The sequence below is a fragment of the Methylosinus sp. H3A genome (genome assembly GCF_015709455.1).
Lineage (GTDB): Bacteria > Pseudomonadota > Alphaproteobacteria > Rhizobiales > Beijerinckiaceae > Methylosinus.
The window spans coordinates 530,453-543,992 of record NZ_JADNQW010000005.1 but is presented as its reverse complement, the minus strand read 5'-3'; the positions used below and the strand labels follow the sequence as shown (position 1 = coordinate 543,992).

The 13,540-nt window shown below is 63.8% G+C and carries 23 protein-coding genes; all 23 read left to right on the top strand.

The window, feature by feature from the left end; translation table 11 throughout:
- The first annotated feature begins 33 nt into the window (after positions 1 to 33).
- A complete protein-coding gene (fusA, locus tag IY145_RS05695) occupies positions 34 to 2,109 on the top strand; it encodes an elongation factor G (RefSeq protein ID WP_196407314.1) in 2,076 nt (691 codons plus the stop codon).
- Positions 2,110 to 2,152: 43 nt separating this feature from the next.
- Entirely contained in the window at positions 2,153 to 3,343 is a 1,191-nt protein-coding gene (tuf, locus tag IY145_RS05690; protein WP_196407313.1) for an elongation factor Tu, read from the top strand.
- A gap of 112 nt (positions 3,344 to 3,455) precedes the next feature.
- Positions 3,456 to 3,764: a 30S ribosomal protein S10 gene (gene rpsJ, locus IY145_RS05685; protein ID WP_003613511.1), complete on the top strand. Its 309-nt coding sequence runs from the start codon at positions 3,456 to 3,458 to the stop codon at positions 3,762 to 3,764.
- A 62-nt stretch (positions 3,765 to 3,826) separates the two neighbouring features.
- Positions 3,827 to 4,540 carry a 50S ribosomal protein L3 gene (gene rplC, locus IY145_RS05680; protein WP_196410421.1) on the top strand — a complete coding sequence of 238 codons (714 nt, stop codon included), beginning with the start codon at positions 3,827 to 3,829 and terminating at the stop codon, positions 4,538 to 4,540.
- 6 nt (positions 4,541 to 4,546) lie between these two features.
- Complete coding sequence (gene rplD, locus IY145_RS05675; RefSeq protein WP_196410420.1) at positions 4,547 to 5,167, top strand: 50S ribosomal protein L4; 621 nt, start codon at positions 4,547 to 4,549, stop codon at positions 5,165 to 5,167.
- The gene (locus tag IY145_RS05670; RefSeq protein WP_196407312.1) at positions 5,164 to 5,460 is read left to right on the top strand and encodes a 50S ribosomal protein L23; all 297 of its coding nucleotides are present in this window, start codon (positions 5,164 to 5,166) and stop codon (positions 5,458 to 5,460) included. The genes rplD and IY145_RS05670 overlap by 4 nt, the downstream gene beginning before the upstream one ends.
- Positions 5,461 to 5,481: 21 nt before the next feature.
- On the top strand, positions 5,482 to 6,321 hold the full coding sequence (gene rplB / locus IY145_RS05665; protein ID WP_196407311.1) for a 50S ribosomal protein L2: 840 nt from the start codon (positions 5,482 to 5,484) through the stop codon (positions 6,319 to 6,321).
- A 3-nt stretch (positions 6,322 to 6,324) separates the two neighbouring features.
- Positions 6,325 to 6,603 (top strand): 30S ribosomal protein S19, encoded by a 279-nt coding sequence (gene rpsS / locus IY145_RS05660; protein WP_196407310.1) that lies wholly within the window; start codon positions 6,325 to 6,327, stop codon positions 6,601 to 6,603.
- Between the two features lie 4 nt (positions 6,604 to 6,607).
- Positions 6,608 to 6,994: a 50S ribosomal protein L22 gene (rplV, locus tag IY145_RS05655; RefSeq protein WP_018266635.1), complete on the top strand. Its 387-nt coding sequence runs from the start codon at positions 6,608 to 6,610 to the stop codon at positions 6,992 to 6,994.
- A gap of 12 nt (positions 6,995 to 7,006) precedes the next feature.
- A complete protein-coding gene (rpsC, locus tag IY145_RS05650; RefSeq protein WP_196407309.1) occupies positions 7,007 to 7,750 on the top strand; it encodes a 30S ribosomal protein S3 in 744 nt (247 codons plus the stop codon).
- A gap of 18 nt (positions 7,751 to 7,768) precedes the next feature.
- Positions 7,769 to 8,182, top strand: a complete 414-nt coding sequence (gene rplP / locus IY145_RS05645; protein WP_196407308.1) for a 50S ribosomal protein L16 — start codon at positions 7,769 to 7,771, stop codon at positions 8,180 to 8,182.
- Between the two features lie 11 nt (positions 8,183 to 8,193).
- Positions 8,194 to 8,409: a 50S ribosomal protein L29 gene (gene rpmC, locus IY145_RS05640; RefSeq protein WP_108918351.1), complete on the top strand. Its 216-nt coding sequence runs from the start codon at positions 8,194 to 8,196 to the stop codon at positions 8,407 to 8,409.
- Between the two features lie 10 nt (positions 8,410 to 8,419).
- Complete coding sequence (gene rpsQ, locus IY145_RS05635) at positions 8,420 to 8,662, top strand: 30S ribosomal protein S17 (RefSeq protein ID WP_196407307.1); 243 nt, start codon at positions 8,420 to 8,422, stop codon at positions 8,660 to 8,662.
- Positions 8,663 to 8,750: 88 nt separating this feature from the next.
- Positions 8,751 to 9,119 carry a 50S ribosomal protein L14 gene (gene rplN, locus IY145_RS05630; protein WP_018266630.1) on the top strand — a complete coding sequence of 123 codons (369 nt, stop codon included), beginning with the start codon at positions 8,751 to 8,753 and terminating at the stop codon, positions 9,117 to 9,119.
- Positions 9,119 to 9,436: a 50S ribosomal protein L24 gene (rplX, locus tag IY145_RS05625; RefSeq protein ID WP_196407306.1), complete on the top strand. Its 318-nt coding sequence runs from the start codon at positions 9,119 to 9,121 to the stop codon at positions 9,434 to 9,436. Before rplN ends, rplX begins: the two co-directional genes overlap by 1 nt.
- Complete coding sequence (gene rplE, locus IY145_RS05620) at positions 9,429 to 10,124, top strand: 50S ribosomal protein L5 (RefSeq protein ID WP_196407305.1); 696 nt, start codon at positions 9,429 to 9,431, stop codon at positions 10,122 to 10,124. The genes rplX and rplE overlap by 8 nt, the downstream gene beginning before the upstream one ends.
- A 39-nt stretch (positions 10,125 to 10,163) precedes the next feature.
- The gene (gene rpsN / locus IY145_RS05615) at positions 10,164 to 10,469 is read left to right on the top strand and encodes a 30S ribosomal protein S14 (protein ID WP_159732374.1); all 306 of its coding nucleotides are present in this window, start codon (positions 10,164 to 10,166) and stop codon (positions 10,467 to 10,469) included.
- A gap of 13 nt (positions 10,470 to 10,482) precedes the next feature.
- Positions 10,483 to 10,881 carry a 30S ribosomal protein S8 gene (rpsH, locus tag IY145_RS05610; protein WP_196407304.1) on the top strand — a complete coding sequence of 133 codons (399 nt, stop codon included), beginning with the start codon at positions 10,483 to 10,485 and terminating at the stop codon, positions 10,879 to 10,881.
- A gap of 35 nt (positions 10,882 to 10,916) precedes the next feature.
- Complete coding sequence (rplF, locus tag IY145_RS05605) at positions 10,917 to 11,450, top strand: 50S ribosomal protein L6 (RefSeq protein WP_196407303.1); 534 nt, start codon at positions 10,917 to 10,919, stop codon at positions 11,448 to 11,450.
- A gap of 11 nt (positions 11,451 to 11,461) precedes the next feature.
- Positions 11,462 to 11,824: a 50S ribosomal protein L18 gene (gene rplR, locus IY145_RS05600; protein ID WP_196407302.1), complete on the top strand. Its 363-nt coding sequence runs from the start codon at positions 11,462 to 11,464 to the stop codon at positions 11,822 to 11,824.
- Positions 11,825 to 12,053: 229 nt separating this feature from the next.
- Positions 12,054 to 12,626, top strand: a complete 573-nt coding sequence (rpsE, locus tag IY145_RS05595) for a 30S ribosomal protein S5 (protein WP_196407301.1) — start codon at positions 12,054 to 12,056, stop codon at positions 12,624 to 12,626.
- A 14-nt stretch (positions 12,627 to 12,640) separates the two neighbouring features.
- Complete coding sequence (gene rpmD / locus IY145_RS05590) at positions 12,641 to 12,829, top strand: 50S ribosomal protein L30 (RefSeq protein WP_196407300.1); 189 nt, start codon at positions 12,641 to 12,643, stop codon at positions 12,827 to 12,829.
- 14 nt (positions 12,830 to 12,843) lie between these two features.
- On the top strand, positions 12,844 to 13,323 hold the full coding sequence (rplO, locus tag IY145_RS05585; protein WP_196410419.1) for a 50S ribosomal protein L15: 480 nt from the start codon (positions 12,844 to 12,846) through the stop codon (positions 13,321 to 13,323).
- The last annotated feature ends 217 nt before the right edge of the window (positions 13,324 to 13,540 follow it).

Here is a 13,540-nt window from a genome sequence, read left to right as displayed (position 1 = left end):
GTTTCCGTCGCCCTCTGATCGAGGACATCTGCTATGCCCCGTAGCCATCCCATCGAAGACTATCGCAACTTCGGCATCATGGCCCACATCGACGCGGGCAAGACGACGACGACCGAGCGCATTCTCTATTACTCCGGCAAGAGCCATAAGATCGGCGAGGTGCATGAAGGCGCCGCGACGATGGATTGGATGGAGCAGGAGCAAGAGCGCGGCATCACCATCACCTCGGCCGCGACGACGACCTTCTGGAACGGTAAACGTCTGAACATCATCGACACGCCCGGCCACGTCGACTTCACCATCGAGGTGGAGCGTTCGCTGCGCGTGCTCGACGGCGCCGTCTGCGTTCTCGACGGCAATCAAGGCGTCGAGCCTCAGACCGAGACCGTATGGCGTCAGGCCGACAAATATGCGGTTCCGCGCGTCGTCTTCGTCAATAAGATGGACAAGATCGGCGCCGATTTCTACCGTTGCGTCGACGACATCGTCACCAAGGTCGGCGGCAAGCCGGTCTGCCTGCAATTGCCGATCGGCTCCGAGAATCTGTTCAAGGGCATCATCGACCTCGTTCGCATGAAGGCGGTGGTGTGGGACGACGAGGGCCTCGGCGCGAAATATCACGACGAAGAGATCCCGGCCGACCTCGTCGAGAAGGCGAAGGAATATCGCACCACGCTGATCGAGGCGGCGGTCGAGCTCGACGACGACGCCATGGCCGCCTATCTCGACGGCCAGGAGCCGAGCGAGGAGACGCTGAAGCGCCTCGTCCGCAAGGCTGTCCGCTACACGGCCTTCCATCCGGTGTTCTGCGGCTCGGCCTTCAAGAACAAGGGCGTGCAGCCGCTGCTCGACGCGGTCGTCGACTATCTGCCGTCGCCCGTCGATCGCGAGGCGATCAAGGGCGTCGACATGAACACGGGCGCCGAGCTCGTGCGCAATCCGTCCGACAGCGAGCCTTTCTCCATGCTCGCCTTCAAGATCATGGACGACCCCTTCGTCGGCACCATCACCTTCTGCCGCGTCTATTCCGGCAAGATCGACTCGGGCACGACCGTGCTCAACTCGACCAAGGACAAGAAAGAGCGCGTCGGCCGCATGCTGCTGATGCACGCCAACAACCGCGAGGACATCAAGGAGGCCTATGCGGGCGACATCGTCGCCCTCGCCGGCCTCAAGGAAACCCGCACCGGCGACACGCTCTGCGACATTCTGAAGCCCGCGATTCTGGAGCGCATGGAGTTCCCGGAGCCGGTCATCGAGATCGCCATCGAGCCGAAGTCCAAGGCCGATCAGGAGAAGCTCGGCATCGCGCTGCAGAAGCTCGCCGCCGAGGATCCGTCCTTCCGCGTCTCGACCGATCAGGAGAGTGGCCAGACCATCCTCAAGGGCATGGGCGAGCTGCATCTCGACATCAAGGTCGATATTCTGAAGCGCACCTATAAGGTCGACGCCAATATCGGCGCGCCGCAAGTCGCCTATCGCGAGCGGCTGACGAAGCGCGTCGAGATCGACTACACGCATAAGAAGCAGACCGGCGGCACCGGCCAGTTCGCGCGCGTCATCATCATTTTCGAGCCGAACGAAGCGGGCGCCGGCAATGTCTTCGAGTCGAAGATCGTCGGCGGCTCGGTGCCGAAGGAATATATCCCCGGCGTCGAAAAGGGCATCAACAGCGTGATGGGGTCCGGCATTCTCGCGGGCTTCCCTGTCGTCGATGTCAAGGCGACGCTGATCGACGGCGGCTTCCACGACGTCGACTCGTCGGTGCTCGCCTTCGAAATCGCCTCGCGCGCGGCGTTCCGCGACGCGCTGCAGAAGGGTGGCTCGGTGCTGCTCGAGCCGATCATGAAGGTCGAGGTGGTGACTCCCGAGGAATATACGGGCTCGGTCATCGGCGACATCAACTCGCGGCGCGGGCAGATCCAGGGTCAGGACATGCGCGGCAATGCGGTGGTCGTCGACGCGATGGTGCCGCTCGCCAACATGTTCGGCTATGTCAATCAGCTGCGTTCCTTCACCCAGGGACGCGCGAACTACACGATGCAATTCGACCACTACGACCAGGTCCCCGAGGCGGAGTCGAAGAAGGTTCAGGCCAAATACGCCTGATCGTCGCGAACGTCCCGGAATAAGTCTCTAAAGGAGTGTGGCCATGGCCAAGGAAAAATTCTCACGCACGAAGCCGCATTGCAACATCGGCACGATCGGTCACGTGGACCATGGCAAGACGTCGCTGACGGCGGCGATCACCAAGGTTCTGGCCGAGAGCGGCGGCGCGACCTTCACGGCCTATGACCAGATCGACAAGGCCCCCGAGGAGCGCGCCCGCGGCATCACCATCTCGACGGCGCACGTCGAATATGAGACCGCCAATCGCCATTACGCCCACGTCGACTGCCCCGGCCACGCCGATTATGTGAAGAACATGATCACCGGCGCCGCGCAGATGGACGGCGCGATCCTCGTCGTCTCCGCCGCCGACGGCCCCATGCCGCAGACGCGCGAGCATATTCTGCTCGCCCGCCAGGTCGGCGTGCCGGCGCTGGTCGTGTTTCTGAACAAGGTCGATATGGTCGACGATCCGGAGCTGCTCGAGCTCGTCGAGCTCGAAGTGCGCGAGCTGCTGTCGAAATACGAGTTCCCCGGCGACGATATTCCGATCACCAAGGGCTCGGCTCTGGCGGCGCTCGAGAACAAGACGCCGGAAATCGGCCATGATGCGATCCTGAAGCTGATGCAGACGGTCGATGAATATATTCCGCAGCCGGAGCGTCCGAAGGATCAGCCCTTCCTGATGCCGGTGGAGGACGTGTTCTCGATCTCGGGCCGCGGCACGGTGGTGACGGGTCGCGTCGAGCGCGGCGTGGTCAAGGTCGGCGAGGAAGTCGAGGTCGTCGGCATTCGTCCGACGATCAAGACGACGGTGACGGGCGTCGAAATGTTCCGCAAGCTGCTCGATCAGGGCGAGGCGGGCGACAATATCGGCGCGCTGCTGCGCGGCACCAAGCGCGAGGACGTGGAGCGCGGCCAGGTTCTGGCCAAGCCCGGCTCCGTGAAGCCGCACACCAAGTTCAAGGCGGAAGCCTATATTCTGACGAAGGAAGAGGGCGGCCGTCATACGCCGTTCTTCACCAACTATCGTCCGCAATTCTACTTCCGCACGACCGATGTGACGGGCATTGTGACCCTTCCCGAGGGCGTCGAAATGGTGATGCCGGGCGATAATGTGGCGATGGAGGTGAACCTCATCGTTCCGATCGCCATGGAGGAGAAGCTGCGCTTCGCTATTCGCGAAGGCGGCCGCACCGTCGGCGCCGGCGTCGTCGCCTCGATCATCGAATAAGAGAAATCTGGACCGTGAGGCGTCTCGCCTCGCATTCGAGAAACGGACTGCGAGCCTCGAAGGCTCGCAGTCCAGAGCGCGCCGCGGCTCGCGGTCCAAGAGGAAGACGCTGATGAACGGACAGAATATCCGGATTCGCCTGAAGGCGTTCGATCACCGGATTCTCGATACGTCGACGAAGGAAATCGTCTCCACCGCCAAGCGCACGGGCGCGCAGGTGCGTGGGCCGATTCCGCTGCCGACCAAGATCGAGAAATTCACGGTGAACCGCTCGCCGCATATCGATAAGAAATCGCGCGAGCAGTTCGAGATCAGGACGCATAAGCGCGTGCTCGATATCGTCGATCCGACCCCGCAGACGGTGGACGCGCTGATGAAGCTCGATCTCGCCGCCGGCGTCGACGTCGAAATCAAGCTGTAAGAAGAGAAATGAACCGGGCGCCTCTCGCCATCAGAGCGACGCGCCTTTCGAAGGAAGAGATCATGCGGTCTGGCGTCATCGCGCAAAAGGTCGGAATGACCCGCGTCTTCACCGAAGCGGGCGAGCATGTGCCGGTCACGGTGCTGAAGCTCGACGGCTGCCAAGTCGTCGCCCATCGGACCAAAGAGCAGAACGGCTACACCGCCGTGCAGCTCGGCATCGGCCGCGCCAAGGTGAAGAACGTCTCCAAAGCCGAACGCGGCCGTTTCGCCGTCGCCAAGGTCGAGCCGAAGCTGAAGCTCGCCGAGTTCCGCGTCGAGGAGACGGAGCTGCTTCCCGTCGGCGCCGAGATCACCGCCGATCATTTCGTCGTCGGCCAGTTCGTCGACGTGACCGGCACGACGATCGGCAAGGGCTTCGCCGGCGCGATGAAGCGCTGGAACTTCGGCGGTCTGCGCGCCACGCACGGCGTGTCGATCTCGCATCGTTCGCATGGTTCGACCGGCGGCCGTCAGGATCCGGGCAAGACCTTCAAGAACAAGAAGATGGCCGGCCATATGGGCGTCGACCGCGTGACCACGCAGAATTTGCGGGTTGTGCAGACGGACGTCGAGCGCGGCCTGCTGCTGGTCGAGGGCTCTGTGCCCGGACACGCCGGCGGCTGGATTTTTGTGCGCGACGCGGTGAAGCGGGCGCTGCCGGCGGAAGCGCCGCAGCCCGGCAAATATCGACTGGCGGAAGCTCCCGCCGCGCAAGAAGACAAGAAGGAGGACTGAGCCGTGGTGCAGATCAGCGTCACGTCGTACGACGGCCAGGATGCCGGCTCGATCGAGCTGGCGGACGAGATTTTCGGGCTCGAACCGCGCCAGGATCTCATCTTCCGCATGATTCGCTGGCAGCTCGCCAAGCGGCGGGCAGGCACGCATGCAGTGAAGAACCGTGCGGACATCGCCCGCACAGGCAAGAAGCTGCACAAGCAGAAGGGTACGGGCGGCGCCCGTCACGGATCGCGGCGCGCGCCGCAGTTCATCGGCGGCGGCCGCGCCTTCGGCCCGGTGGTGCGCAGTCACGAGCACGACCTTCCCAAGAAGGTTCGCGTTCTCGCTCTGAAGCACGCTCTCTCGGCCAAAGCCAAGGACGGCGCCATCATCGTCTGGGAGAACGCCTCGCTCTTGGAGCCGAAGACAAAGCTCCTGAAGGCCGGCTTCGACAAGACGGGGCTTTCCAGCGCGCTCATCATCGACGGCGCGGAGCCGCAGGCGAATTTCGCGCTGGCGGCGCGCAATCTGCCGAGGATCGACGTGCTGCCGGTTCAGGGCGTCAATGTCTACGACATTCTGCGCCGTGAGAAGCTGGTGCTGACCCGCGCGGCGATCGATGCGCTGGAGGCGCGCCTGAAATGAGCAAGGATGTGCGCCATTACGACGTGATCGTATCGCCGGTCATCACCGAGAAGGCGACGATCGCCTCGGAACAGAACAAAGTGGTCTTCAATGTCGCTCGGACCGCCACCAAGCCGCAGATCAAAGCGGCGGTGGAAGGTCTGTTCGATGTGAAGGTCGAGGCCGTCAACACGCTGCTGCGCAAGGGCAAGGTGCGCGCCTTTAGGGGTGTGCGCGGCCGGCAGTCGGATGTGAAGAAGGCGATCGTCACTCTGGCCGAAGGCCATAAGATCGACGTGACGACGGGACTCTAAGGCAGGCTCGAGGACAAAACCATGGCGCTGAAGACATTCAAGCCGGTCACGCCGAGCCTTCGTCAGCTCGTCATCGTCGACCGCAGCGATCTCTACAAGGGCAAGCCCGTCAAGACCCTCACCGAGGGCAAGACGTCCAAGGGCGGCCGCAACAACAATGGTCGTATCACCGTGCGCTTCCGCGGCGGCGGCCATAAGCAGGCCTATCGTATCGTCGACTTCAAGCGTCGCAAGCTCGATGTCGCCGCCAAGGTGGAGCGGATCGAATATGATCCGAACCGCACCGCCTTCATTGCGCTCATCCGTTATGCGGATGATGAGCTCTCCTATATTCTCGCGCCGCAGCGTCTTTCGGTCGGCGACGAGGTGGTGTCCGGCGCTCAGGTCGATGTGAAGCCTGGCAATGCGATGCCGATCGGCAATATTCCGGTCGGCACGATCGTCCACAATGTCGAGATGAAGATCGGCAAGGGCGGCGCGATCGCCCGCTCGGCGGGCAATTACGCGCAGATCGTCGGTCGCGACCAGGGCTATGTGATCCTTCGCCTGAACTCAGGCGAGCAGCGTCTCGTGCATGGACAGTGCTTCGCGACGATCGGTGCCGTGTCGAATCCTGACCACATGAACATCTCGCTCGGCAAAGCGGGTCGTTCACGCTGGCTCGGCCGTCGCCCGCACAATCGCGGCGTCACTATGAACCCGGTCGACCATCCGCACGGCGGCGGCGAGGGCCGAACCTCGGGCGGTCGTCATCCGGTGACGCCCTGGGGCAAGCCGACCAAGGGCAAGAAGACCCGCACGAACAAGAAGACCGACAAATTCATCGTGTCCTCGCGGCACGCCAAGAAGAAGAAGGGCTGATCCATGGCTCGCTCTATCTGGAAGGGCCCGTTCGTCGACGGCTATCTGCTGAAGAAGGCGGAGACCGCGCGTGCTTCGGGACGCAATGACATCATCAAGATCTGGAGTCGTCGCTCCACCATTCTGCCGCAGTTCGTCGGACTGACCTTCGGCGTGCATAATGGCCACAAACATGTGCCGGTGGCTGTCAGCGAAGACATGATCGGGCACAAGTTCGGCGAATTCTCTCCGACCCGCACCTTCCATGGTCATGCGGCGGACAAGAAGTCGAAGAGGGGCTGATCGAATGTCCAAGCCGAGCAATCCGCGCGCGCTGGCCGACAATGAGGCGAAAGCCGTCGCCAACACGCTGCGCGTCTCCCCGCAGAAGCTCAATCTTCTGGCCCAGCTCATCCGGGGCAAGAAGGTCGATCGCGCGCTCGCCGATCTCGAATTCTCGCGCAAGCGCATCGCTCACGAGGTGAAGAAGACCTTGGAGAGCGCCATCGCCAATGCGGAGAACAATCACGGCCTCGATGTCGACGATCTGATCGTCGCGCAGGCCTTCGTGGGCAAATCGCTCGTCATGCGGCGCTTTGCGGCGCGGGCGCGCGGTCGCTCCAGCCGGATCGAGAAGCCCTTCGCGAATCTGACGATCATCGTCCGCGAAGTCGAAACGCCGGCGAAAGCCTAAAGGGAGCCTACGATGGGTCAGAAGGTCAATCCGATCGGGCTGCGCCTCGGCGTCAACCGCACCTGGGATTCGCGCTGGTTCGCGAGCAAGGGCGAATACGCCAAGCTCCTGCACGAGGATCTCGCCATTCGCGCAGCGGTGGCGAAGCAGCTGAAGCAGGCTGCGGTGTCGCGCATCGTCATCGAGCGTCCGCACAAGAAGTGCCGCGTGACGATCTACTCGGCGCGGCCGGGCGTCGTCATCGGCAAGAAGGGCGCGGACATCGACAAGATCCGCAAGCTGGTCGGCAAGCTCACCGGCAGCGAAGTGGTGATCAATATCGTCGAGGTGCGCAAGCCCGAGGTCGAGGCGACGCTGGTCGCCGATTCGATCGCGCAGCAGCTCGAGCGCCGTGTCGCCTTCCGCCGCGCGATGAAGCGCGCCGTGCAGTCTGCGATCCGTCTCGGCGCGCAGGGAATTCGCATCAATTGCTCGGGCCGTCTGGGCGGCGCGGAGATCGCGCGTCTCGAATGGTATCGCGAGGGCCGCGTGCCGCTGCACACGCTGCGCGCCGACGTCGACTATGGCGTCGCCACCGCGCATACCGCCTATGGCGCCTGTGGCATCAAGGTCTGGATCTTCAAGGGCGAGATCCTTGAGCATGATCCGATGGCGCAGGACAAGCGTCAGGCCGAGCAGGCCGCCGGCGGCGGAGAGCGCGACCATCATGGCGAGCGTCGTCGCCGCGAGCCGCGCGAACCCCGCGACGCGGCCTAATTTCGAGAGTTCGACATCATGTTGCAACCCAAACGCACCAGGTTCCGCAAGGCCTTCAAAGGCCGCATCCACGGAAACGCCAAGGGCGGCTTTTCGCTGAACTTCGGGCAGTTCGGCCTCAAGGCCCTCGAGCCGGAGCGCGTCACCGCGCGCCAGATCGAGGCGGCTCGCCGCGCCATGACGCGCCACATGAAGCGCGCTGGCCGCGTGTGGATCCGCATCTTCCCCGATGTGCCGGTCTCCAAAAAGCCGACCGAGGTGCGCATGGGTAAAGGCAAGGGCGCGCCCGAGCTCTGGGCCGTGCGCGTCGCGCCGGGCCGCATCATGTTCGAGGTCGACGGCGTCTCCGGCGAGCTCGCGCGCGAAGCGTTGACGCTCGCCGCCGCAAAGCTGCCGATCAAGACGCGCTTCATCGAGCGCATCGCCGAGTGAGGATTGGGATCATGAGCACGAACAAGCAACGCGTCTCCGATCTTCGCGCGCTCTCTCTCGATCTGTTGGACGAGGAAGTGCTGAAGCTGAAGAAAGAGCAGTTCAATCTGCGCTTCCAGCGAGCGACCGGCCAGCTCGAGAACACCGCGCGTGTGCGCGTCGTGCGTCGCGACATCGCTCGCGCCAAATCCATCGCCGCGCAGAAGCGCGCTGAACAACAGAGTTGAGAGAGCGCCAATGCCGAAGCGGATTCTCCAGGGCGTCGTGGTCAGCGACAAGCAGAACAAGACCGTGGTGGTGAAGGTGGAGCGCCGCTTCACCCATCCGCTGTTCAAGAAGACGGTTCGTCGCACGAAGAACTATCACGCGCATGACGAAGCGCAGACATTCAAGGTCGGCGACGAGGTCACGATCGAAGAGACCGCGCCGATTTCGAGACTGAAGCGCTGGCGTGTCGTCGAAGCCGACGGCAAGGCGTAAGGCCTCGAATAGACGAGACGAGTGGAATGGTTTTCTCGGGCGAAGTCGGGGAACCGAAACCAGACCGAGACGAAAGGCGGGATAAGCCATGATACAGATGCAGACAAACCTCGATGTCGCCGATAACTCGGGCGCCCGCCGCGTCATGTGCATCAAGGTGCTGGGCGGCTCAAAGCGCAAATACGCCGGCGTCGGCGACATTATCGTCGTCTCGATCAAGGAGGCGATTCCGCGCGGTCGCGTGAAAAAGGGCGACGTGCTGAAGGCGGTCGTGGTCCGCACGGCGAAGGACATCAAGCGCGCCGACGGCTCGGTCATTCGCTTCGATTCCAATGCGGCGGTTCTGATCAACAATCAGAAAGAGCCGATCGGCACGCGCATCTTCGGACCCGTGCCGCGCGAGCTGCGCGCCAAGAACCATATGAAGATCATTTCGCTCGCGCCGGAGGTGCTGTAATGGCCGCGAAAATCAAGAAAGGCGACCGCGTCGTCGTTCTCGCCGGTCGCGACAAGGGCCGCGCCGGTCAGGTGCTCCAGGTGCTGCCGACGGAAGGTCGCGCCGTGGTCGAGGGTGTCAATCTCGTCAAGCGCCACCAGCGCCAGACGCGCACGCAGGAGGCGGGCATCGTCACCAAGGCGGCGGCGCTCGACCTCTCCAATCTCGCGGTCGCCGATCCCAAGGACGGCAAGCCGACGCGCGTCGGTTTCAAGATTCTCGATGACGGCCGCAAGGTCCGCATCGCCAAGCGTTCCGGAGAACAGATCGATGGCTGAGGAAAAGAAGCCGAAAGCCGCTAAGGCTCCGAAGGCGGAAGGCGACGCCAAGAAGGGCGCGAAGTCGAAATCCGCTCCCGCCGCCGCGTCGCATGAAGGCGGCGAGGGACGCTCCGCCGGACCGAAGACGCTTCCAGAGGGGCCCTATGAGGTCCGGCTGAAAAAGCACTATGAGGAAGTGGTTCGCGCCAAGCTCATGGAAGAGTTCGGCTATAAGAACGCTTTCGAAGTGCCGGCGATCGAGAAGATCGTGCTGAACATGGGCGTCGGCGAAGCGGTCAACGACACCAAGAAGGTGACCTCCGCGGCAGCCGACCTCAGCCTCATCGCCGGACAGAAGCCGGTGGTGACCCGGGCCCGCAAGGCGATCTCGACCTTCAAGGTGCGCGAGAACATGCCGATCGGCGCCAAGGTCACGCTGCGCAAGACGCGCATGTATGAATTTCTGGACCGGCTCATCACGATCGCGCTGCCGCGCGTTCGCGATTTCCGTGGCCTGAACCCCAAGTCCTTCGACGGACGCGGCTCCTACGCCCTCGGCATCAAGGAGCATATCGTGTTCCCGGAGATCGACTATGACAAGGCCGAGTCGATCCTCGGCATGGACGTCATCGTCGTGACCACGGCGAAGACGGACGACGAGGCGCGCGCGCTCCTGCGCGCATTCAATTTCCCGTTCCGGCAGTGAGACGGTAAAGTCTCAAACGCGGATACCGAAGGCAGAAACATGGCCAAGAAGAGTTCGATCGAGACCAACAAGCGCAGGGCGAAGCTCGCCAAGGCCTATGCGGGCCGCAGGGCGCGGCTGAAAGCCAAGGCGAATGACGAGGCGCTGACCGCTGAAGAGCGGTTCGAGGCGCGGCTGAAGCTCGCGGAGTTGCCGCGCAACTCCGCGGCGATCCGCATTCGCAATCGCTGCGAAGTCTCGGGTAGACCGCGCGCCTTCTACCGTAAGCTGAAGCTGTCGCGTGTCGCGCTGCGCGAGCTCGGCTCGCGCGGCCTCATCCCCGGTCTCGTGAAGTCCAGCTGGTAAGGGAGCAGAGCAAATGTCGATCAGCGATCCGTTGGGCGATCTGCTCACCCGCATCCGCAATGCGCAGATGCGCCGCAAGGACAAGGTCTCGACGCCGGGCTCGCGCCTGCGCGCCCATGTCCTCGACGTGTTGAAGGAAGAAGGCTACATCCGCGGCTATACGACCACGGATTTCGGCAATGGCCGCACCGAGTTCGAGGTCGAGCTGAAATATTTCGACGGCGACCCGGTCATCAAGCAGATCGAGCGCGTCTCGCGTCCGGGCCGGCGCGTCTATGCGGGCGTCGACAAGACGCCGCGCGTGGCCAACGGCCTCGGCATCACCATCGTGTCGACGCCCAAGGGCGTCATGGCCGATCACAAGGCCCGCGAGAATAATGTCGGCGGCGAGGTGCTGGCGAAGGTCTTCTGACCTGCGCCCGATAGATTTGGGATAGGACTTCAACCATGTCTCGTATCGGCAAGAAGCCCGTCATCGTGCCGGCCGGCGTGACCGCAAAGGTCGACGGCCAGCTCGTTCAGGTGAAGGGCGCGAAGGGCGAGCTGCAGTTCCGGGTTCCCGACGATGTCGCGGTGACCCAGGAAGGCAACGCGATCAAGGTCGACCCGCGCTCCAACAGCAAGCGCGCCCGCGCGCTCTGGGGCACATCGCGCGCCCAGGTGAATAATCTCGTCGTCGGCGTGACCGCCGGCTTCGAGAAGAAGCTCGAGATCAACGGCGTCGGTTATCGCGCCGCGATCGCCGGCAAGAATCTGCAGCTCGCGCTCGGCTATTCGCACGACGTGAACTATCCGATTCCGGCCGGCATCGCGATCGTGACGCCGAAGCCGACGGAGATCACCATCAGCGGCGTCGACAAGCGCCAGGTGGGTCAGGTCGCCGCCGAGATCCGTGCGTTGCGCGGCCCGGAGCCCTATAAGGGCAAGGGCGTGAAATACGCGAATGAATTCATCTTCCGCAAGGAAGGCAAGAAGAAGTAAGGACGCCAGCCATGGCAAAGGACGTAGATGCAGTCGCCCGCCGCAAGGCGCGGGTCCGTCGCAGCATTCGCGCGCGCGCCTATGGCCGGCCGCGTCTGTCTGTGTTCCGCTCCTCGGAGCAGATCTATGCACAGATCATAGACGACGAGAAGGGCGTGACCATCGTGTCGGCGTCCACTCTCGAGAAGGCCAATCGCGAGTCGCTGAAGACGGGCGCCAACAAGGAAGCGGCGCATATCATCGGCAAGCAGCTCGCGGAGCGCGCCGTCGCCAAAGGCGTCACGGAAGTCGTGTTCGACCGCGGCGCCTATATTTATCACGGCCGCGTGCAGGCGCTGGCCGAGGGCGCCCGGGAGGGCGGCCTGCAGTTTTAATCCCAGCTCCCGCTCTGCGGGAGAAGGTGGCTCGGCCAAGGGGCGTCTGCAAGGACGTTCGTCGATAGCGACAAAATGGCCGGGTCGGATGATGGCCGTCGAAGCTCGGTCGGAACATGGGGCGAGGCCTCATCCGATCTCGCTTCGCGAGGCGCCCTCGCCCGCAGGCGGGAGAGGGAAAAGAACCCAAGCGAGCGGCGATATTGCCGCGTAAGTGACGGAAGAGAAAATGGCTCGTGAACCAGAAGGCGGCCGCGGCCGCGACCGGGATCGGGACGACCGCGACAATGAGTTCGTGGACCGCCTCGTCCACATCAACCGCGTCGCCAAAGTGGTGAAGGGCGGCCGGCGCTTCGGTTTCGCCGCGCTCGTCGTGGTCGGGGATCAGAAGGGCCGCGTCGGCTTTGGCCATGGCAAGGCGCGTGAGGTGCCGGAGGCGATCCGCAAGGCGACGGAAGCCGCCAAGCGCTCGCTGATCCGCGTGCCGCTGCGCGAGGGCCGCACGCTGCATCACGATGTCAACGGTCGCCATGGCGCGGGCCGCGTCGTGCTGCGCGCTGCGCCTCCCGGCACCGGCATCATCGCCGGTGGCCCGATGCGCGCCGTGTTCGAGACGCTGGGCGTTCACGACGTCGTGGCCAAGAGCCAGGGCTCGTCCAACCCCTACAATATGATTCGCGCGACGTTCGACGCGCTCGAGCGCGAGGACTCGCCGCGTTCGGTCGCGGCGCGCCGTTCTCTCAAGGTTTCTGCGCTTCAGGCGCGCCGTCAGGGCGCCGAAGCCGAAGCCGTCGACGCCTGAGAGGAGGGCTTGCGATGAGCGACAAGAAAATTACCGTCGAACAGACCGGCAGCGCGACCGGCCGTCCGCAGCGTCAGCGTAGGACGCTGACTGGCCTCGGCCTCACCCGCATCGGTCGTCGGCGCACGCTCGAGGACACGCCCGCAGTGCGCGGGATGATCGCGAAAGTCGCGCATCTCGTCAAAATCGTCGACGAGAAGTGAGGGCCGGGACAATGGTGAAGCTCAACGATCTCTCCGACAATCCCGGCGCAAGCAAGAATCGCATGCGCGTCGGCCGCGGCATCGGCTCCGGCAAGGGCAAGACCGCGGGACGCGGCGTGAAGGGCCAGAAGGCCCGCACCGGCGTCGCCGTCAAAGGCTTCGAGGGCGGCCAAATGCCGCTGCATCGCCGCCTGCCGAAGCGGGGATTCTACAATCCCTTCTCGACGGACTACAATGAGGTCAATCTCGGCCGCATTCAGCAGGCGGTGGAGGCGGGCAAGCTCGACGCCGCCACTCCGGTCACCGTCGATGCGCTGATCGCCGCCGGCGTCGTGGCCAAGCCGCGTGACGGCGTGAAGATCCTCGGCAATGGCAAGCTCGAGGCGAAGCTCGCCTTCGAGGTCGCCGCGGCGTCGAAATCGGCCGTGGCCGCGATCGAGAGCGCCGGCGGTTCGATCAAGCTGCTCGTCGCGGCGGAGCCGGCCTCGGCCTGACGCGGAGCCTGGTTCGTCTTCGACAACCGGGCGACAAGCTCGAGGCGGCGTTTTTCGCCGCCTCGGAATTAGTCGTATCGACCAAAAAACTGGCGATCCGCCCATCCGTCGTGATACGGAGTCGCCTGTGCGAGCCGGCGAGAAGAGGCTAGACTTTTTTTTCGCCGACATCGTGCGATAGACATGCGCCGGGTTCGGTTCCCTCGAAGGGACTGGG